Below are 19,805 nucleotides of genomic sequence, written 5' to 3'. Positions count from 1 at the left end.
TCGAAGCTTAACCGGCAATCGTCTCATGTCGGCGCGCGACCGGACATTCGAAAATCCTGACTGAGCGTCTCACACGGGTCGATCTGCGCCGGTCGCGCGTTGCTGGGTGGTAGCCGGCCGAGTTGGGCCAGGAACGGTCGTCCGACCGAAGTCACAAAGGAACAATCGAGCGTCAGCAGTACGCCCGTGACGTGACGCACGCAGTCGAGATGCCGCGAGCGCTATCGAACCCGCCAGATCGCCGTTCACTGCCGGGTGGAGATGTCTGCCGGCCAAGCCTACACTCATCCATGCCCCGCGCTACCTGAATGCTGGCAGCCACTTCAACCCGATGGGCGCGGGCGGACATGTTCGCACCTCACGGCGCCGCTCGTTCGAGGCAAAGGAAAAGCCATGGATAAGTTCCCAAAAACCACTGCCTTGTTCATCGCAGGCTTTGGCCCGATTGTGATTGAGGCCGAGGCAAGCCGCGAGCTTTACAGTCGGGCCTTCGGTATCCCCTTCAAGGAAGAGACAGGCGGCTACCTCCATACTGAGAGCATGAATGGCGCAAACACTTTCGCCTTGTGGCCGCTCTCTCAGGCCGCTCAGTCGTGCTTCGACACGGATTCGTGGCCTGGCGACGTACCCATCCCGCAAGCCTGGATTGAGTTTGATGTCGATAATGTCGAAGCGGCTACAGCGGAACTTGAATCACGGGGGTATCGAATGCTGGTCAGGAATCGGAGTGAGCCGTGGGGCCAGACCGTCAGTCGCTTCATCGGGCCGGAAGGATTGCTGGTAGGAATTACCTTTACGCCATCCATGCGGGACGAGAAATGATGATGGCCGCAGTGGCAGTCCCTCGTGCGGTGAATGATCTGGCCGACGAGCAGCACACGCCCCTCAGGTGAATGGCTGATGAAGTGCTGAGAACGGTCCGCGCAGTCCGTGTGAACCTGGCGGCAGCAATGGGTCGACAGCACGCATTCACTGGCAGGGACAGGGGGCGACTGCTCCCCCCTTGTCACAGCCAGAGCGGGCTACACGGGTATGGTGTATGGAAATCCAAGGCCCCCCGTGTTGTGCCGCACAATACATTCCGGTATCATGCACGCCCCCCCACAAGCTGCGCATACGGATTTCGCGCGAGGCGTCCCGCCCTCGACTATCTGTGCGTACACGATTCCGTTCGCATCCCGGCAGGCAACCCATTCTGGCGTCATGCTCGCGACGATCGTCGGCTCATCTGTCGAGGAGCATGTATTGGCAATTTCTGATCGGAACGATTCCACATCCCCTGAAATCACAGCCACGGCAAAAGCCGGCCGCCGTGCGTCAAAGGGAAAGGCCCAGGCCCTGACACCGACGGACACCGCGTCGCTGGCACGCCAGAATGAGGAGCGCCAGCACCAGATGCGCGCGTTGATCGCGCTCGGTCGCGAGCGCGGCTATCTCACCCACGCGGACATCAACGATCACCTGCCCGACAACTTTGCCCAAACGGCGGCGATGGACACCATCGTCAGCACGTTCAGCGACATGGGCGTGGCCGTGTACGAGCAAGCGCCGGACGCCGAAGCGCTGCTGTTGACCGACGCTGCGCCGGCCGTGGCATCCGACGATCAGGCGGACGAGGAGGCGGAAGCTGCGTTATCGACCGTCGATTCCGAATTCGGCCGCACCACGGATCCGGTTCGGATGTATATGCGTGAGATGGGGGCCAGCGAACTGCTGACCCGCGCCGGTGAGATCGAGGTCGCGAAACGGATCGAAGATGGTCTGCAGGACATGATTCAAGCGATTGCCGCGTGTCCGTCGATCGTGTCCACGATTCTTGCCGATGTCGACCGCATCGTTGCCGGCGAACTCCGCATCGACGAACTGGTCGATGGCATCAGTGCCGACGCCGATGAAAGCGAAATGACGCCGGAGTCCCAGGAAGAGGACGGGGAAGCACTCGCCGCCGACGATGATTCCGACGAAGACGACGTCGAAACGGACGCCGGGGATTCGGAGAAGGTGAACGCGGCACGCCTCGAAGAACTCACGAACGACAGTCTTGTGATTTTCGCGCGCGTGCGTGCACTGTTCGAGCAGTTGCCGGATGTGCCTGTCACTGGCGCTGCCCGTTCCGCAGCCGCTGCGCAAGTGCGCACGGCGATCCAGCGTGAACTCGCGCCGATCCGCTTTACGGCCAAGACCATCGACCGCCTGTGCGCCATTGTGCATGGACAAGTGACTGAGGTTCGCGCGATCGAGCGCAGCATCCTGGCGATTGCTGTCGACCGTTGCGGCATGCCGCGCGACGCGTTTGTCGAGTCGTTCCCGGGCCACGAGACCGACCTCGAATGGACGAACCGCACGGCGGCGACCTCGCAGCAGTTTGGCGCGGCGCTCGAGCGACATCAGCCGGCGATTCAGGCGGCGCAGCAGAAACTCGTCGACATCGAGTCCCGGGTCTCGTTGCCGCTCCAGCAGCTCAAGCAGATCAACCGCCAGATGAGTGCCGCGGAACTGAAAATGCGGCAGGCCAAGCGCGAGATGATCGAGGCGAACCTTCGTCTTGTCATTTCAATCGCCAAGAAATACGTGAACCGCGGCATGCAGTTCCTGGATTTGATCCAGGAGGGCAATATCGGCCTGATGAAGGCCGTGGACAAGTTCGAATACCGGCGCGGCTGGAAGTTCTCGACCTACGCGACCTGGTGGGTCCGGCAGGCTGTCACGCGTGCGCTCGCCGATCAGGCGCGGACCATTCGCGTGCCGGTCCACATGATCGAGACGATCAACAAGCTGAACCGGATATCGCGCGAAATCTTGCAGCAGACAGGGCAGGAGGCGCATCCCGCAGTGCTGGCAAAGCGCATGGAGATGTCCGAGGAGAAAGTGCTCAGTATCCTCAAGATCGCCAGGCAACCTGTCTCGCTCGAAACCCCGGTGGGTGACGACGCCGATGCAACGCTCGGCGACATGATCGAGGATGTCTCGGCGAGTTCACCGGCTGAGGCGGCGATTCACGCGAACATGCGCGCGGCGATCGACGAGGCACTCAACGGGTTGTCGCCGCGCGAGGCCAAGGTTCTGCGGATGCGATTCGGGCTCGACACAAATTCCGATCACACGCTTGAAGAAGTCGGCAAGCAGTTCGACGTGACCCGCGAGCGGATCCGTCAGATTGAGAGCAAGGCGATGCGCAAGCTGATGCATCCCAGCCGGGCGGACAAGCTCAGGCCCTTTCTTGAGCGCTGAGGCAAGCCGGGCGTCATATCCCATCGACGCCCGGCTCCAGACTTGCAGCGATCACGCGTCGGCCTGATCGTTGCCTGACCGGGCGTGTTCGCTGCGGGGAAAACTTACAGCGGCTTGATGCTGGCGGCCTGCTTTCCCTTGGGACCCTGCTTGACCTCGAAGCTGACCTTCTGGCCCTCTTGAAGCGATTTGAAGCCACTTCCCTGAACCTCGGAGAAGTGCGCAAACAGGTCTTCGCCGCCGTCATCCGGCGTGATGAATCCAAACCCCTTCGTATCGTTAAACCACTTGACGGTACCCGTTGCCATACTCTGAACGCTCCAAGGAAATCGGTTGTAAATGATGCGACTGGCCTGCGCCAGACAGCGGCTACCTTGTATCACGAGGGGGCCGTCATTGACAATCCGGATTTTTGTAAGCCACGCTGGCATAGCCGATGCAAACCCCTCAAAATCTTCGTTGAACCAGACGCGCTGCCTCGTAAGCGATTTCGGCGTCAGCGCCTGGCGAACGGGAAAATTGAGTCGACAGCCTGGATCAGCTCTTTCTTGACGTCTTCGCGACAAATGGCGTCGGTACGTGTTGAACCTGTTCGCTTCCGCAATGAGGGCAAGGCGGATGAGCCGATGCATGTTCAGTGAGATGCTCGACGCTCTCGAACGTTTTGCCGCACTTCTCGCAACGGTATTGGTAGGTCGGCATGGCATTCCTCCGGTATCGATGCTGCCCGAGGATATGAGTATGGTTCGTGGCGGCGCGAACTTGATATTGCAGTGAACCCGCATTAATGCGATGGCGAGGGACTCGAACTGCAACTGCGCTCGATCGCACGAACCTCCGTCACCTGTTCATGCCCCCGGGCACACGGGCGATCGAGCGTTTTGGGGGGAGGCGATGCATGGTGCGCCGAGCCCAGCCCGCCTCGATGCGCTTTATTCGGCATGGCACGAAGGGGCGAGCCAGGCCGCGACGCTGGCTTAGTGGCGTGCACGACGTCAGCCTGCGCTCAACAGAACCTCGATACCCTGAAGCGTCGTTGCGACGCCCATGGCTTCGCGCGCGGAACGCCTGAACATGCCGATTGCGTAAGGAAGCGGGACGCCCGATGCAGAGGTCAGCCGGCCGGCTGGAGATCCTTCAGTGCTTCAGGGTGTTGCACGGCGACGCGCAGCAGCGTCTGCGCTGCACCAGTCGGATTGCGGCGGCCCTGTTCCCCGATCACGGGCACTGGCTGTCGCGCCTGAAGCGAAAAATCTCGGTGGAGTCTGAAACCCGGCAAGCGCTGCCGCCGCGCTGGCAAGGATTAGGATGCCGACCCTATTTATTCGATAACTGCCCCTATGTGAAGCGCGCCCGTTTTGTACTTCCGCGCTGGAGCAACGGTGCGTACTCGTGCAATTCTCGTGGCGCGATGTCGAAGGCGCGACGAAATGCGCGCGTAAAGCTCGACGCATCATTGAAACCCAACCCCGAGGCTACGTCCTGTACCTCCATATGCGGAAAGCGCACCAGCTCATCGGCCGCCATTCTCAGCCTGCGGTTGCGGATATAGGCGGCCAGGCCACCTTCATGCTCGAAGATGCGATACACGCTGGCGCGTGAGAGATGTAGCGATGCCAGCACGCTGTCAGGCGATAAATTCGGATCATGCAGATTTGTCTCTACATGCCGCCGCACCTGCCCGTAAATGGCAGCGCGTACCGCCGCGCGAGCGTTACCGGCAAGACCCGCTTGATGGCTGAAAGCTGCAACGATCAGCTCGACAGCGGTGAGAAAAGACTGATGCGCCTCCTTCTTGCCCAGGCCGACGATTTGTCTCCTGAGCGCCACCACATGCTCAATCAGTATGCGCGTGAGAGGGGTGGTGGCGTGAATCCAGCGGCCATGCAGGGAGGCTGCATCAGGGAATGACCTTTCCACCAAAGCGCGCGGCACAAAAAGGAGAAGTATCCGACCATGAAAACTCCGGATTGTGCACGGCTGATCCATGTCCAGCGCGAGGATACTTGGCAATTGCGGCATGTGCGGCACGTCGGACCGTGGTTTGCCGCCCAGGAACTCGGCCGGCGGCCCTTCAAGGAATACGCTGAACGTGATGTCGCGAACGCTCTCGGTCGAAACCCGACCCAAGGATCGCACGGCCAGGTTCGGCCCGGTGCGAAAGTCGAAGATGCTCAGATTGTCGATTGTGTAACGGGACAGCGATGCATCGAACGTATCCTCGGCTTGCTTTGACGAAGGCCAAATGTCGTAGACAGGACTCATGCGCTCCTGCCAGGCCAGGAAGCTTCGACGGGCGTCGCCTTGAACGCTGAAATGGCTGTGCGCGATGCCAGGCGCGAGCGTCGGCGGCTCCGGCGGCAACAACAAGCGGCCTGGCGGTATCGCCGTGTGTAGCGGGTCGTCGTTCAATGCAGCGGTCATTGCTGATTTTCATCCGGGGTTGATCCGTCCCGCGCGGCCGAACCTTGTATTGTGGAGCCAATGGCCCGCTCAGAACGCGCTGGTGTGGCATGTCAAGCATACAGTACGTACTTTGCCGTAGCGCACCGAGGACGGCTTTCAGCCAACTCGATCGTTTCAGTACCCGGAAACTCCACGCGCTCTTGAACGGGGCGACTATCGGTGGCCGCATCACACTTCAGTTTCGGCTTGTTGGAATGACCGCAAGTCAACCGCAGCCATCCGTTGTCCGGCCGCGGTTGGCTGCAGTCAACTGCATTCCGGTCACGTGTTGGCACCCCTCGACTGTCGGAGCGACGTGCCTGACACAAGCCAAAGATAACCACATCGGCACAGCAATCGTTTGCGAATTGCGGTTCCACCGCATGCGCAAAGCCGGGCCGAATCGCTCGTTTTTCCGACAATTCGACGAGGCCAGGCCCTGCTCGGCTGAAAGTGCGGACCGCACTGTATCTGGCTGACAGCCCATTCCGCCTGGAACGGCACGACTTTCAAGATTTCGATCCAGCGTGCGTATCCGTGCCGATGATCAATGCATTCATGCCGAAGTCAGCCATGCATGGATCGGGACGTCTTTATGCACAAATTTTCGGACACGCGTGAAGTTCGTCATTTTTGAGACGGAGTGTCAAGTCGCCCCGACCGCCCCTCCTAGAATTCTCGGGGCCGTCCGTACATCGATGCTTGCCCGTTTCAGGCGGCCACGGGCTGTTCGATTCTGCCACTCGATCGTGGCCGAGGGTCGCCCGGATAGCTTGCGTCAACGGGTTCGAGTTGCAGAACCCGGAGCGGACCTCTTCCGGTCGACGACATACTTGGGAATAACCGTGGAATTAGAGCATGCCATGCTGACCTGCTCGCGGAAGCCCGCTGCACGGGCACCGACGCGAGTTGACATTGCGCTATCCAATGGATTTGCGCTGCACGATGTCGCGGCGATCATCGAGATTTTTCATAAGGCAAGTGCGCTGACTGCATCTCGTCCTTCCGGCGAGGCGCACTACGACGTAGCGTTGGTCTCCGCCGCTGGCGGCCGCATTGCCACCTCTTCGTTGGTTTTCGTCTGGACGGAAAGGATCGATTCGCGGCGGCGCGTGGACGGCAAGCACATCGTGTTCGTCGCCGGCGGAGCAGCCGCTCATCTGGCTTGTCAGGACAAGCGGCTGATCGATTGGCTGCGCCGCAAGCATCCGTTTTGCGAAGGCGTTTATCCGATCGCCGAAGGAAGGCATCTTCTGGATGCGGCAGGTCTTTCGAGCGAATTTCGTGCCGCCAACGAATCTCCAAGCATATACGCTATCGGGTCGCCGAGCGACGAGCCTGATGCCGTTCGCATGGCGTTGCGAATTGTCGAAGACGACTTGGGTGAAGTCCTCGCGAGGCGTGTGTCCGGATCTCTGGCGGCACCGGCGCCTACACCGTTCGGTTTGCCCGTTGCGGCGAGCATGGCGTCACGCGTGAGCGAGCAGATCACGGCATCCGCGCGCTGGTTGGAGGCGAACGTCGACCGGCCTGTCTCGATCGACGACGCGGCACAAGTTGCGGCCATGAGCGAGCGCAATTTCCTGAGAAGGTTCAAGAGCGAGATCGGCATGACGCCATCCGACTATCTGCTGCGCGCGCGCCTGAACATGAGTTGCAAGATGCTGGTGGAATCGAGTTTGCCTGTCGACAAGGTCGCGCGTCGCTGTGGCATCAACAGTGGCGCGCAACTGGCGAGGCTGTTCCGGAAATACCTGTCGACAACGCCGACCGAATACCGCGCGCGTACCGAAGCGACCACTAGCATCGCGTGAGCCAATCGTTCAATCCCGGCCGTCAAAATCCATGACGGCACATTTCCCGATCAGCGAGTTCCGCATAACGATAGTGCTATTGTGATAAGAATACTTATCTCAATCTGTCGATATATTGCAGTTTCATCGAGATTTTTCAGCACGCGGATTGCCTGGCGCTGCGCGAATCAGAACGCGAACGCGTGGGGGTAGCGCACGCTCATTTTTTGCGGGTAACGCCGGCACGCGACGGATCAAGGCTCGATTTGATCCGGGCGGGGATGAGGTCGCTGCGCGGGCGTGTTTGCCGACGTGCGAGCGAATAGCCCGTAGTCCGTTGTCGAGGAAGCGGGGCGCGAAATCGTGCGCACGACAGTCGATGCCGTCGTGGCGGCGGGCGGCAATATCCGGTCGCCGCAGCCACGAACACCCTCGAGACATCGGCGGGGCGGCTTACCCAATCCTTCAGCGCCACTACCGGCGCTACATACCGGACCTGGTTGGCTCAGGCTTCGATGACCGGGACGTCAAGCGCGTAGCAAGGCAAGGATCGTGCTCATCGAGCATCAGGCGGCAACGTCCGCGGCGAAGTGATCGGCAACGTCAAGATGAATGTGCAGCCTTTACCCGGGCGAGTGTGCAACTCGATGCTACCGCCATATCGCTTGGCAATCGTCTTCACAAAAGCCAGCCCGAGGCCCGTGCCGGGCGGGCAACGAGAAGGCCCCGCCTGAAAGCGTTGAAAGGGTTCGAACAGACGTTGCCGAGCTTCAGCAGAAATGCCGGGGCCATGGTCGGAGACCGTAATGGCATAGCCGTGTTCAACGCGGGACAGACGTACCGTTACCGTGGCATTCCGTGGACTGAATTTGATCGCGTTACTGACGAGATTGACGACCGCACGTACCAGCAGGAAGGGCTCCACATGTGCGACGCAGACATCGTCCCCGATGTTCACGTCGAGCCGGATGCTTCGCGCTTGAGCCAATGCCCACAATTCGTCTGTCGCATCGAGCACCACGCTGCCGATATCCGTTTCCGCCAGGGACCAGGTCGGCGCCTCGGCGCGCGCCAGCAGAACGAAGTCGTCGGCCAACGCCAGCGTTCGGTGCGCATACATGGCAATTCGATCGAGCAGGCTCGGTGTGGCGGTGTGTTGTTCGGCGGTTCGATGAAGATCGATCAACGCAAGGATCGACGCTTGAGGCGAGCGCATGTCGTGGGAAATGAAGTGCAGCCATGCCTCTCGACGACGCTCCGCCAAACGCATCTCGGTCACGTCGAGCACGAACCCGATCGTTCGTTTGGTGACTCCGCTTTCATTCTGCGGATAGACCGTGGACTGAACCCACCGGATTTCACCATTGGGCTGAACAACGCGATACTCGAACCGATCATCCCCGCCGGATGAAATGAACGCTTTCGCAGTCTGCGTGACTTGAATGACCCTGTCGACGTCGTCCGGATGAATAAAGGGGCGAAACTCGTCAATCGAGGTAATCGGATTGCCCGGAGCACGCCCCATGATTCGATACCAGTTCTCGTCGCATTGCAGTGTGTCCGACGCGATGTCGTAGTCCCAGATTCCCAGTCCTCCGACGCGGGTCGCGATAGCGAGCCGCTCCTCATTACGCCGGAGCAGATCGAGCGCGAGGCGCTCGCGCGTGACATCTCTCGACACACATAGAATGGCAGTCGTCTTGCCGTCGGCGTCCAATATTGGCGTCAGCATATTGTCCCAATATTGAATATCGCGTCCCGGGAGCTCGCTTCGCCCAGAAAATCTGCCGAAGACACCGCTCCTGGCGGAATCCAGTGCGCTATTTCCCTCGGGCCAGACGTCTTCGGGTAACAACGGCAGCCACGGCATACCGAATCCAGCGTCTTCATCGACGCCTAATGCCAGGCATCCGGAGCGATTCATGTGCAGCAAATTTCCTGCTGGCGAAATCAGTTTGATGCAATCTATGCTGACATTGAGCATGTCTGATTGTATCGACGCGCGATTCTTCAGTTCGCCTTCCTTGACCTTGAGGTCATGGATGTTCGTACACGTGCAAAGCCACCCGGCGCCAACACGATGAAGATTGACGATGAACCATTGGTCGATGCCGCGGGAACCCACCAGTCGGCACTCCAGCGCCATATGGTCCGAGTCCGGGTGTGCGGCGCGCAGTGCGGATAGAGCAGTGTATCGGTGCTGTGCCTGGATCAACTCTATCCATTGGACGCGATGCAGGGTGCCGATGGGGCGATCCGCGTAGACCAGCCATGCGTCGTTGATGCTTACGACTTCCCCGTTCCCGTCGAAATAGCATGCTGGCGTCTGAAGAACATCGATCAGGCTGATGATCTCGAGCCCGTCTGGGCTTGCGAGGCGAGGTTTGTCTGACGAAACAGCCGAGGATCCTGTTTTCGAACGCTTGGGAGCTGCAAGATCCGGGGCGACTGTACTGCATGCGGCGTGGTTTTCATTTTCAAAACGAAATTCGTTCATTTCAATTGCATCCCATGCGCCGCCGACACGTTTCGAGAATGTCAGATATCGAACAAGGCATCAATGGATGGAAAGCACTATGGACTGCATAGTAATAATTCATATTGCAATTTGCGTGTCGGTTCCAGGTGAGGATGCGGAGATCGTGAAGCTGAATGGGTTGATTGCGTCATTAAATTACTGTAATGGCGGTCGATTTGTTCAAATTAAATTCTGTCGATGTTTAATCGGGCGTGCGGGCGAACGTCTACAAGAATGCTCACCTCGCTTTCGAGCGTCGACCGGAGAGGGTTCGGGAGATCACTGCATTCGGTTCGGGTGTGCCGCAGGCAGTGGATCCCGGGATGACGGCACTGGCCGGTCAGCATCGTTCGCTCAAGTGCGATCGATCACGATACGGCCGGACTGATATCGGGACGGCGACAAGCACGTTACGCCTACCGCTCAGATTCTGGTACGCGCCGAATGACCTTGGCCACCACTGTGCGTTCACATTCGGGCGTCGACCGGGCCGCTTGCTGCGCGGAAACGTTCGCGGCAGTCGCAGTGTGGGCGATGCTCGCGAGCACGACAGGAATGGCAGGCGTGGAGGAAAATCTAATTCATTTGGATTCCTTGGATATGGGAATCAATCCAGGCATGGTATTGAAAATTTAAAACAAAATAAATCCGACATTATTATGTCATCGGCCGATCCCCCTCGCGGCTCGCGGCGCGCGGCGTTGCCGGGTTCCCGCGCGTCGACGTGACCGGTACCTGCACCGCGCGCGATATTGATACAGTGGGCGCCGCGCGAGCGACGGCAAAGCCATCTTGCCGAACCTGCCACCTTCGCCGAGCAGGTGCGGCCAGTGATCGCCGTGCGCCTCACGGCGGATGCCGCCTGTCCGCGCCCATCCCCGCTCAATCGCGCGTCCGCCGAAGCGCGCGCCCCATCTCCGCGATCGGCATCGCCGCGATCGAATGCAGCAACCGCGTCTCCCCGGCGTCCGGCCGCGCGATCTCCCGCACGTCGTCGAGCGTCTGCGCGACATGCCGATCGAGCGGCTCGAGAAAGCGCTGCAACTCGCTCGCGGCTGCCTTTTCCCTGAGCCCGAGCGCCTGACCGAACGCGATCAGCGCGTGCACGTCGATGTCCGCGAAGCGCGTCGCGGTGCCGAGCGGCATCGTCAGCTCGCAATGCGGCCAATGATCGCCGCGATGGTCGGGCCGGTGCGTCGGCGTGTGATACACGACCGTGCTGACGATGTCGTAGAACGGCGCGAGCCGGTAGCCGCGCGCGTCGACGAAGAACGACAGGTTCTTCAGGTGCGCGTCGGCATTGCCGACCACCACGTTGAACACGGTCCAGCGGAACACCGACAGGCGCGCCAGCGCGCGCGTGCTGGTGCGGTCGATCGCGCGGGCGAGCTCCTGCGCGTTCGCCCGCTGGTACTTGAAGCCGCGGTCGTAGTTGAGCAACTGCATCGCGTCGATCGTATGCACGCGCCCGGCCGGCGCCGACGCGACGTCGCGGTCGAACCGGTCGATCACGTAGCACGCGGACGGCACGCGCAGGAAGTGCACGTCGGGCACGTCGAGCCCCATTTTCTTCGCGAGCTTCATGCAGAAGAATTCGTTGATCGCCGAGTGCGGGTAGCCGGCCGCGCGCATGTCCGGCTTGAGCAGGTGCATCGACGGCTCGCTGCCGACCGGTTCGTACAGCGCGTAGTCGGGCGCGTCGCCGCGCAGCACCAGCAGCAGTTTCTGCTGCGCGCCGGCCGCCGACATGCGCTTGGGCGCGGTGGCCGTCAGCGCGCGCTCGGGCATCGCCTGGATCCGGCGCTCGAGCTCGTCGAGCGACAGCGGCTGCAGGCTGCCGGGCGCCTCCTGCTCGCCGTCGGCGAGCAGCGTCAGCGCGCCGGCCGATTCGCGCCCGAAGTACGCGAGCAGGCCCCATGCGTCGGCGGCGTCGACCTTCGCCTCGCGTGCGAGCGACGTGCGCATGCCCTCCTCGGGCAGCAGGTTGTCGAAGAACCACTGGACCGGGCGATCGGTCGACGTGTCGGTGAATGGGCCGGCGCGCAGCGCGAACGCCGGCGACAGCGGGTACGCGGCCGGGGACGCGAGCCATTGCGGGTCGTACGCGAACGACCAGATCCCTTTGTCGTCGGTCAGCGTGCCCATGCGCACGCCGTTCGCGGAGGCAATCAGCGTTCTAGCCGCCATGGCTGCTCCTGCGGCGTTGCGCGGCCTTCAGCGCGGTGGCTTCCGAAATCTCGACCGACGACTCGGCATACAGGCGCACGCCGAGTTCGCCGAGCAGCAGCATGACCTTGCCGATTTGCGCGGTCGGCTTCCCGGCTTCCACCTGGCTGATGAATTTCGGCGACAGCCCGGTCGCGTTCGCGAGCGCGTCGCGCGTGAACCCCTGCTGGAGCCGCGCCGCGCGAATGAGGTGAGCGAGCGCGCCGAGCGTGTCGACGGACTGGGACTCCGACATGACGTTCTCCGTGCTTCGTATCTGATCGGGAACAGTATTGCACAACTCGCTGGCCCGGACATCATTTCGTATCCGTTCAGGAACGGAGAGGGGATCGCGGCAATCGGCGCGCCATTTCGTACCCGATCGGGAACCGAGGCTTGCGCAATCACGGCGGATGGTCATTTCCGTATCCGATCGGATGCGGGACGGGAGGCGACTCGGCGTCGTCGCACCGCACGCGCGAACCGGGCCCGCACCTTGCGTCCCGCCAGCGTCGTCCGCGGTCGTACCGCGACGTATCCCGCATGACGGTTTGCATGGAGGCGCGCATGGAGCCGATGCCGGTCGTACTTGAGTGGAATGCGGTCCTCGTCAGGATCGCGCTCGGGCTCGTGCTTGGACTCCTGATCGTGTGGCCGCTGCGGTTGGTCGAGCAGCGCGTGCGCAGCGCCAGGACCGCGCGGGTCACGGTCGAATACGAACCGGGCTCGACGGCGCACGACCGCCTGACGACCCGGCTGCGCGCCGCGGGCTTGGCGTGCCGGACGCGCGTTTTCGCGAAACGGCCGCGCGTGCGTTGCGTGAGGAGGAACTGTTCGTGCCGTGGCGCGAACCGGCCGACGCCGATGTGATGCTGCCCCAACTGATCCGGATCCTGGAGTCGGCCGGACTGACGTCGGTCCGCTGTTCACCGGAGAACTGAGCCGCACACGGCCGCTCGATCGTCGACCGGCTGCGTGCCCCGTTCCTCGTGCCGCGTTCAGCGTCCGGCCTCCGCACCGGTGCCGTCATGCGCATCGCCGGTCGTCCCGGGCCGGCTCATCGCAAGATGCAGCGCGGCCGGGTCGACCGGCTTCACGAAATGCTGCAGAAACCCGGTGGCGAGACAGCGTTCGCGATCCACGTTTCGGCCATAACCGGTCAGCGCGAGGAAGATGCACGGCGTGACTTCGTTGATCGCCTTCAGCCGGCGCAGCAACTCGTAGCCGTCCATCACCGGCAGCCCGATATCGAGGATCGCGACGTCGGGACGGTACGCCCGGTACGCGGCCAGCGCGGTCACCGGGTCGTGCACGACGGCGACCTCGTGGCCGGCGTCGCGCAGCCACTGCGCGAGCGTCGACGCGGCATCCTCGTTGTCGTCGACCAGCATCACCCGCCGGCCGATGCTGCCCGGCGCCATGGCGCGGATGCCCGGGGGAGGCTGCGGCGCGACCACCGCCACGGCTTTGGGCCGGTACTCGGGCAGCACGATCGTAAACGTGCTGCCGCAGCCGGGGCCGGCGCTGTCCGCGCGCACCGTGCCGCCGTGCAGGTTCACGAGGCTGCGCACGAGCGCGAGGCCGATGCCGAGGCCGCCATGCGCCTGCTTCGCTTCGCCGTCGAGCCGGTAGAACGGCTCGAAGATGCTGTCGAGGCGGTCGGGCGGAATGCCGGCGCCGTTGTCGCAGACCTCGATGGTCGCGGTACCGTCCGTGCCGTGCGTCGCGCGCACGGTGATGTCGCCGCCCGGCAGCGTGTATTTCGCCGCGTTGGTCAGCAGGTTCGCGACGACCTGCGACAGCCGCACCGGGTCGCCGTGGCAGAGCGCGTCCGGATCGGTGTCGAGATGCAGGCGATGGCGGCGCTGTTCGAGCAGCGGGCTGGCGACTTCGACCGCTCGCTCGACGATGTCCGCGAGCCTGACGGTTTCCTTCTTCAGCGTGATTTTGCCGCGCGTAATGCGCGACACGTCGAGCAGGTCGTCGATCAGCCGGACCATGTGGTCGAGCTGCCGCTGGATGATCGCGATCTCGTTCGGCGTCGCCTGGCCGTCGCGGTTGCGGATCAGTTCCAGCGCGAGCGAGATCGGCGTCAGCGGATTGCGCAGTTCGTGGCCGAGCACCGCGAGAAACTGATCCTTCGCCTGGTTCGCGTCGCGCAGTTCGCCCAGCAGCCGGTCGCGCTCGGCGTTCGCGGCGACGAGCTTCTCGCGCGCGGCGACGTGCTCGGTCACCTCGACCGCACTGACGATCACGCCGATTCCCTCCGCAAGCGGCTGCGGATTGAAATGCAGCCGGTACACGCGGGCGCCGTCGTCCGGTTCGGGACGGTCGTGGTGTTCGCCGATCGTCGTCGAACGACCCTGCGCGCGGACTGCGTCGAGCGCACGCACGATCGCGGGCGTATCGCCGCCGGGCAGCACCGCCGTCAGCGGCTGGTCGACGATGTCGGTCCGGCCGCACAGGGCGGAGAAGCGGTGATTCGCCAGCACGATCCGGTGCGCCGGGCCCGACAGCAGCGCGATCGGCAACGGCGCGTGCATCAGGACGCCGTTGCGTTGCTGTTCGGCGTCCTCGCGGCGGCGGATCTCGTCGCTCAGCGCGCGCGAGCGCTGCTGCGACAGCGCCAGCGTCAGGTGCAGCTCGTTTTCGTCGTTGCGCAGCGACGCAGCCGGCAGGATGCGGCGGTGCAGCGCGCACACGTGCCGGAACATTTCCGACTGCTCCGCGCTCGGAAACGCATCGTGCGGATAGCCGCAGTAAAGCGAGAAGCGGTATCGCTCGATCAGCTCGTTCCACAGCGCTTCCAGCCGCAGCGCCCCGGCATACCGGTACTGCGCGCACAGCAGCGCGACCATTTCGTCAAACGCGTGCACGGGCCGGCCCGCGCGGATCGCTGCGTCGACGATCGTGCCGATCGAGCGGCGAAAGCGCACGGGGTCGGGCAGGTCGCCGTCCATGAAGCTGTCGAGCAGCGCCTGCGCGCCGGACATGAAGATCCGGTCGCGGGCCGCGCCGCCGATCGACGCGCCGAACGTGCCCAGGCGTTCGTGTATCGCCGCGAGCCGGTCGGGTCGAGCGATCACGATCGCGCTGCCGCCGTCGCGCAGCGCATCGGCCGCGAACGAGGCGACTTCCGACACGAGCTGCTCGTCGGACTCGTAGAACTGGACGAAGTGATCGGCCCGCATCGGTGCCGATTCCAGCAGGGGAGAGTCAGTTTTCATCGCTCACGACCACGAGATGCCGCTGGCGGCCGGCAATTTCGTGGCGCCGCCCTATCCGGGCCGACGGAAGCAAACGGCGTACCGCGCGCGTGACGAGGCCCGGCGGCCTTGCGGCACGGCCTCGGCCCGCGCGGGCGGTGCCGGGTGATGCCGCGCTTGTAAATTCTGCAGCAACGAGGCGCGCAAGATCGTGCCGGACAACCCGCGCCGGACCGGGCAAGCCCCGCCGCCCGAGCAGCGATCCTTATCGCCGCAGCAGATAAACGTATCGGAATCGCTTCGTTGACGCCGTCCGGCGCGCGCTCGTAGATTCGCACTTTTACCGAATCAAGGGCTGTATCGTGACGACTCCCGCCATCCGCACCGCATCGACGTCCGCCGGCCACCCGCCCGCGTTCGCGCCAGACGCCGGCGCGCAGCGGTTCGACATCGTTCCGTTCGATGCGCCGCTCGGCGCCGAAGTCGTCGGGATCGACCTGTCGCAACCGCTCGGCGCCGCCGATTTCGCGCGCGTCCACCGCGCGCATCTCGACCATCACGTGCTGGTGTTTCGCGACCAGCGCATCACGCCGGACGAACACGTCGCGTTCAGCCGCCGCTTCGGTCCGCTGCAGATCCATGTGCTGCACCAGTTCGCGCTGGCCGCGCATCCGGACGTGCTGATCGTGTCGAACATCGTCGAGAACGGCAAGCCGATCGGGCTCGGCGACGCCGGCCATTTCTGGCATTCCGACCTGTCGTACAAGGAAAAGCCGAGCCTCGGCTCGCTGCTGCACGCGCAGGAGCTGCCGGCCGAGGGCGGCGACACGCTGTTCGCGAACATGCATCTCGCGTGGGACACGCTGCCCGCGCACCTGCGTCGCGCGGTCGAAGGATTGCGCGCCGAGCATACGTATCTCGCGCGCTATGCGGAGCTGCAGGCGCGCAGCCCGTGGCGGCCGAACCTGTCCGCCGAGCAGATCGCGCAGGTCGAAGCGGTGGTGCATCCGGTCGTGCGCACGCATCCGGAAACGGGCCGCAAGGCGCTGTTCGTCAGCGAGCATTTCACGACGCGCATCGTCGATCTGCCCGAAGACGAAAGCCGCGCGCTGCTCGACGAACTGTTCGCGCACAGCGTGCGTGCCGAGCATCTGTATCGGCACCACTGGCGCGCGCACGACCTCGTGTTCTGGGACAACCGCTCGCTGATGCATCTCGCGGCCGGCACGCCCGACCATCTGCGCCGCAAGCTGTACCGCACGACGATCGAAGGTGACGCGCCGTTCTGAGCGTCGCGCGTGTTCGTTCCGCTGCCCCCCATCCTGACTGGAGTTCCGATGTCGTTTCCGCTTTCGCCGGCATTGCGCCGCACGACCCTGTCCGCGCGCCGCGCGCTGGCCGCCACGCTCACCGCCGCGCTCGCATTCGCCGCTGCCGGCACGCCGCAAGCCGCGCACGCGGAAGGCCGCATCCGCATCGCCGAGCAGTTCGGCGTCGTCTACCTGATGCTGAACGTCGCGCGCGACCAGCAACTGATCGAGAAGGAAGGGCGCAAGGCCGGCCTCGACATCAAGGTCGACTGGGTGCGGCTGTCGGGCGGCGCGGCCGTCAACGACGCGCTGCTGTCGGGCGCGGTCGATATCGCCGGCGCGGGCGTCGGGCCGCTCTTGACCGTGTGGGATCGCACGCGCGGCCGGCAGAACGTGAAGGGCGTCGCGTCGCTCGGCAATTTTCCGTACTACCTCGTCAGCAGCAACCCGAACGTGAAGACGATCGCCGACCTGGGCGCGAAGGACCGCATCGCGGTGCCGGCCGTCGGCGTGTCGGTGCAGTCGCGCGTGCTGCAGTACGCGGCCGCAAAGCAGTGGGGCGACAAGCAGTTCGACAAGCTCGATCCGCTCACGCAGGCGATCCCACACCCCGATGCGACGGCCGCGATCCTCGCGAACAGCAACGTGATTACCGGCCACTTCGGCAATCCGCCGTTCCAGGAGCAGGAGCTCGCGGGCAATCCGAACGCACACATCGTGCTGAATTCCTACGACGTGCTCGGCGGCCCGAGCTCCGCGACGGTGCTGTACGCGACCGGGAAATTCCGCGACGACAACCCGAAGACGTACCGCGCGTTCGTCGCCGCGCTCGCCGACGCCGCGCGCCAGATCGCGGCCGATCCCGAGCGCGCGGCCGACACCTATATCCGCGTGAACGGTTCGAAGATCGATCGCGCGTTGCTGCTGAAGATCCTGCGCAATCCGCAGGTGCAGTTCAAGACGGCCCCGGAGAACACCCTGAAGCTCGCGCAGTTCATGTATCGCACCGGCGCGATCCGCAACGAGCCGAAGTCGTGGCGCGACTACTTCTTCGACGATCCGGCGACGGCCGGCGGCAGTTGAGCGGCGCCGCCGCGACGTCGCGATCGACGCTTATGCGTCGACGCGGTTTCGATATGCGCAATCGTTGGTTGGGGCGCGCGCCGCGCCGCCGTATGTTGACGCTTTACCCGCAAGAGTTTCGATCGTGAACGCCACTTCTCCCCGAATCGGGATGCCGCCGTATGCGGCGCGCGGCGCCGCTGCGCCGGCCGCCCAACCCGTCACCGACGCACGCGCCGCGAGCGGGCTCACGCCGACGCCCGCGCCGCAGGCCGCACCGGCCGGCGCGCACAGCGAGCGCCTGCTGGCGATCGACCGTGTGAGCCTCGAATACCGGACCGGCGCGCGGATCGTCCGGGCGACCCATCAGGTCAGCTTCGACGTGTACGGCAGCGACCGTTTCGTGCTGCTCGGCCCGTCGGGGTGCGGCAAGTCCACGCTGCTGAAGGCAATTGCGGGCTTCATCGAGCCCGTGTCGGGTTCGATCGCGCTCGACGGCCGACCCGTGCACGGGCCGGGCCCCGACCGCATCGTCGTGTTCCAGGAGTTCGACCAGTTGCCGCCGTGGAAGACGGTGGTCGAGAATGTCGCGTTCCCGTTGCGCGCGGCCGCGAAGCTGTCGCGCGCCGAAGCACGCGAGCGCGCGCTGCACTATCTCGACAAGGTCGGGCTCGGCGCGTTCGCCGATGCGTATCCGCATACGCTGTCCGGCGGGATGAAGCAGCGCGTCGCGATCGCGCGTGCGCTGGCGATGCAGCCGCGCGTGCTGCTGATGGACGAACCGTTCGCCGCGCTCGACGCGCTCACGCGCCGCAAGATGCAGGAGGAACTGCTGCGTCTGTGGGACGAGTTCCGCTTCACGCTGCTGTTCGTCACGCATTCGATCGAGGAGGCGCTCGTGGTCGGCAACCGGATCATGCTGCTGTCGCCGCATCCGGGCCGCGTGCGTGCGGAGCTCAACAGCCACGACCAGTCGCTCGACAGCGTCGGCAGCGGCGGCTTCCGCGACAGCGTCGCGCGCATTCATCATCTGCTGTTCGATACCGACGCAGTGAACGAAGCGCATGCCGCACCGGCCACGGAGGCCACCGCATCATGAGCACGATCGATCCGGTCCTGCCGCCGCTGCCGCCCGTTCGGGCCGAGTACGTCCGCACGCTCGACACGCCGCCCGGCGCCGAACGTGCGGCACCCGCGCCGCTGTGGCGCCGCATCGTCGGTGCGAGCGGGTTTCGCCGCGCCGTCATCGCGCTCGTGCTGATCGCCGCCTGGGAAATCATCGCGCGCATCGTCGCGAACGATCTGCTCGTGCCGACCTTCGGCGCGACGCTGGCCGCGTTCGTGCAGGGCATCGCGTCGGGCGAACTGCTGGTGAAGACGCGCATCTCGATGTCGGTGCTGCTGCGCGGCTATGCGCTCGGCGTGCTGTTCGCGTTCGTGCTGACCTCGCTCGCGGTGTCGACGCGCATCGGCCGCGACGTGCTGACGATGCTCACGTCGATGTTCAATCCGCTGCCGTCGATCGCGTTGCTGCCGATCGCGCTGCTGTGGTTCGGGCTCGGCGCCGGCAGCCTGCTGTTCGTGCTCGTGCACGCGGTGCTGTGGCCGCTCGCGCTCAGCATGTACACGGGTTTCGCCGGCGTGCCGGCCACGCTGAAGATGGCCGGGCGCAACTACGGCCTCACGGGCCTGCGGCAGATCGCGCTGATCCTCGTGCCGGCCGCGCTGCCGTCGATCCTGTCGGGGCTGCGCGTCGGCTGGGCATTCGCGTGGCGCACGCTGATCGCGGCGGAACTCGTGTTCGGCGCGAGCGCGGGGCAGGGCGGGCTCGGCTGGTACATCTTCCAGAACCGCAACGAGCTGTATACCGACCGCGTGTTCGCGGGGCTCGCGGCCGTCATCGTGATCGGGCTGCTCGTCGAGCACCTCGTGTTCGATGCGCTCGAACGCGTGACGGTGCGCCGCTGGGGCATCCAGCACTGACCGGATCGATGCAAGTGCGTGCGCATTCCCGGCGCACGCATAACCAAAGCTG

At 64.0% G+C, this 19,805-nt stretch carries 15 protein-coding genes and 2 pseudogenes; 9 read left to right on the top strand and 8 right to left on the bottom strand.

Annotated features, from left to right (window positions below; translation table 11 throughout):
- The first annotated feature begins 393 nt into the window (after positions 1–393).
- Positions 394–822: a VOC family protein gene (locus DIE21_RS10675; protein WP_124497670.1), complete on the top strand. Its 429-nt coding sequence runs from the start codon at positions 394–396 to the stop codon at positions 820–822.
- A 381-nt stretch (positions 823–1,203) separates the two neighbouring features.
- Positions 1,204–3,231, top strand: a complete 2,028-nt coding sequence (rpoD, locus tag DIE21_RS10670; RefSeq protein ID WP_260432404.1) for an RNA polymerase sigma factor RpoD — start codon at positions 1,204–1,206, stop codon at positions 3,229–3,231.
- Between the two features lie 104 nt (positions 3,232–3,335).
- Here rpoD and DIE21_RS10665 read toward each other — a convergent pair whose 3' ends face one another.
- Both DIE21_RS10665 and DIE21_RS10660 read right to left on the bottom strand, forming a co-directional pair.
- Positions 3,336–3,539, bottom strand: coding sequence for a cold-shock protein (locus DIE21_RS10665; protein ID WP_057926883.1), 204 nt, complete (start codon positions 3,537–3,539; stop codon positions 3,336–3,338).
- A gap of 229 nt (positions 3,540–3,768) precedes the next feature.
- Complete coding sequence (locus DIE21_RS10660; protein WP_124497669.1) at positions 3,769–3,933, bottom strand: zinc ribbon domain-containing protein; 165 nt, start codon at positions 3,931–3,933, stop codon at positions 3,769–3,771.
- On the opposite strand from DIE21_RS10660, the gene DIE21_RS37165 reads away from it, so the two are divergent.
- On the top strand, positions 3,862–4,008 hold the full coding sequence (locus DIE21_RS37165) for a hypothetical protein (protein ID WP_185640633.1): 147 nt from the start codon (positions 3,862–3,864) through the stop codon (positions 4,006–4,008). The two genes, DIE21_RS10660 and DIE21_RS37165, sit on opposite strands and share 72 nt — an antisense overlap.
- Before the next feature lie 337 nt (positions 4,009–4,345).
- On the opposite strand, the pseudogene DIE21_RS37725 reads toward DIE21_RS37165, so the two are convergent.
- A pseudogene (locus DIE21_RS37725) lies at positions 4,346–4,444 on the bottom strand (transcriptional regulator); the annotation flags it as partial.
- 125 nt (positions 4,445–4,569) lie between these two features.
- A complete protein-coding gene (locus DIE21_RS10650; RefSeq protein WP_124497668.1) occupies positions 4,570–5,655 on the bottom strand; it encodes a helix-turn-helix domain-containing protein in 1,086 nt (361 codons plus the stop codon).
- An 884-nt stretch (positions 5,656–6,539) separates the two neighbouring features.
- Here DIE21_RS10650 and DIE21_RS10645 point away from each other — a divergent pair.
- On the top strand, positions 6,540–7,490 hold the full coding sequence (locus tag DIE21_RS10645) for a GlxA family transcriptional regulator (protein WP_124497667.1): 951 nt from the start codon (positions 6,540–6,542) through the stop codon (positions 7,488–7,490).
- 535 nt (positions 7,491–8,025) lie between these two features.
- Here the strand turns inward: DIE21_RS10645 and DIE21_RS10640 are convergent.
- From DIE21_RS10640 to DIE21_RS10630, 3 genes are all read right to left on the bottom strand, one after another.
- Positions 8,026–9,966 carry an ATP-binding protein gene (locus DIE21_RS10640; protein WP_124497666.1) on the bottom strand — a complete coding sequence of 647 codons (1,941 nt, stop codon included), beginning with the start codon at positions 9,964–9,966 and terminating at the stop codon, positions 8,026–8,028.
- Between the two features lie 903 nt (positions 9,967–10,869).
- The gene (locus tag DIE21_RS10635) at positions 10,870–12,174 is read right to left on the bottom strand and encodes a HipA domain-containing protein (protein WP_124497665.1); all 1,305 of its coding nucleotides are present in this window, start codon (positions 12,172–12,174) and stop codon (positions 10,870–10,872) included.
- Positions 12,164–12,448, bottom strand: coding sequence for a helix-turn-helix transcriptional regulator (locus tag DIE21_RS10630; RefSeq protein ID WP_124497664.1), 285 nt, complete (start codon positions 12,446–12,448; stop codon positions 12,164–12,166). The genes DIE21_RS10635 and DIE21_RS10630 overlap by 11 nt, the downstream gene beginning before the upstream one ends.
- Before the next feature lie 362 nt (positions 12,449–12,810).
- Between DIE21_RS10630 and DIE21_RS38265 the strand changes: the two are divergent.
- Positions 12,811–13,133 (top strand): annotated as a pseudogene (locus tag DIE21_RS38265) (MgtC/SapB family protein); the annotation flags it as partial.
- A gap of 57 nt (positions 13,134–13,190) precedes the next feature.
- Here DIE21_RS38265 and DIE21_RS10620 read toward each other — a convergent pair.
- Positions 13,191–15,383, bottom strand: coding sequence for an ATP-binding protein (locus tag DIE21_RS10620; protein ID WP_124497663.1), 2,193 nt, complete (start codon positions 15,381–15,383; stop codon positions 13,191–13,193).
- Between the two features lie 377 nt (positions 15,384–15,760).
- On the opposite strand from DIE21_RS10620, the gene DIE21_RS10615 reads away from it, so the two are divergent.
- The 4 genes from DIE21_RS10615 (at position 15,761) to DIE21_RS10600 (ending at position 19,753) form a co-directional block, all read left to right on the top strand.
- Positions 15,761–16,687, top strand: a complete 927-nt coding sequence (locus DIE21_RS10615; RefSeq protein ID WP_124497662.1) for a TauD/TfdA family dioxygenase — start codon at positions 15,761–15,763, stop codon at positions 16,685–16,687.
- Between the two features lie 48 nt (positions 16,688–16,735).
- Positions 16,736–17,791, top strand: a complete 1,056-nt coding sequence (locus tag DIE21_RS10610) for an ABC transporter substrate-binding protein (protein WP_124497661.1) — start codon at positions 16,736–16,738, stop codon at positions 17,789–17,791.
- Positions 17,792–17,855: 64 nt separating this feature from the next.
- Positions 17,856–18,869: an ABC transporter ATP-binding protein gene (locus DIE21_RS10605; protein WP_124497660.1), complete on the top strand. Its 1,014-nt coding sequence runs from the start codon at positions 17,856–17,858 to the stop codon at positions 18,867–18,869.
- Positions 18,866–19,753 (top strand): ABC transporter permease, encoded by an 888-nt coding sequence (locus tag DIE21_RS10600; protein ID WP_124497659.1) that lies wholly within the window; start codon positions 18,866–18,868, stop codon positions 19,751–19,753. Before DIE21_RS10605 ends, DIE21_RS10600 begins: the two co-directional genes overlap by 4 nt.
- Positions 19,754–19,805 lie beyond the last annotated feature (52 nt).

Origin of the sequence: Burkholderia sp. Bp9140 (genome assembly GCF_003853425.1) — a bacterium.
Classification (GTDB): Bacteria; Pseudomonadota; Gammaproteobacteria; order Burkholderiales; family Burkholderiaceae; genus Burkholderia.
The sequence above is the reverse complement of the archived record's forward strand: the minus strand, read 5'-3'. Positions and strand labels throughout refer to the sequence as shown.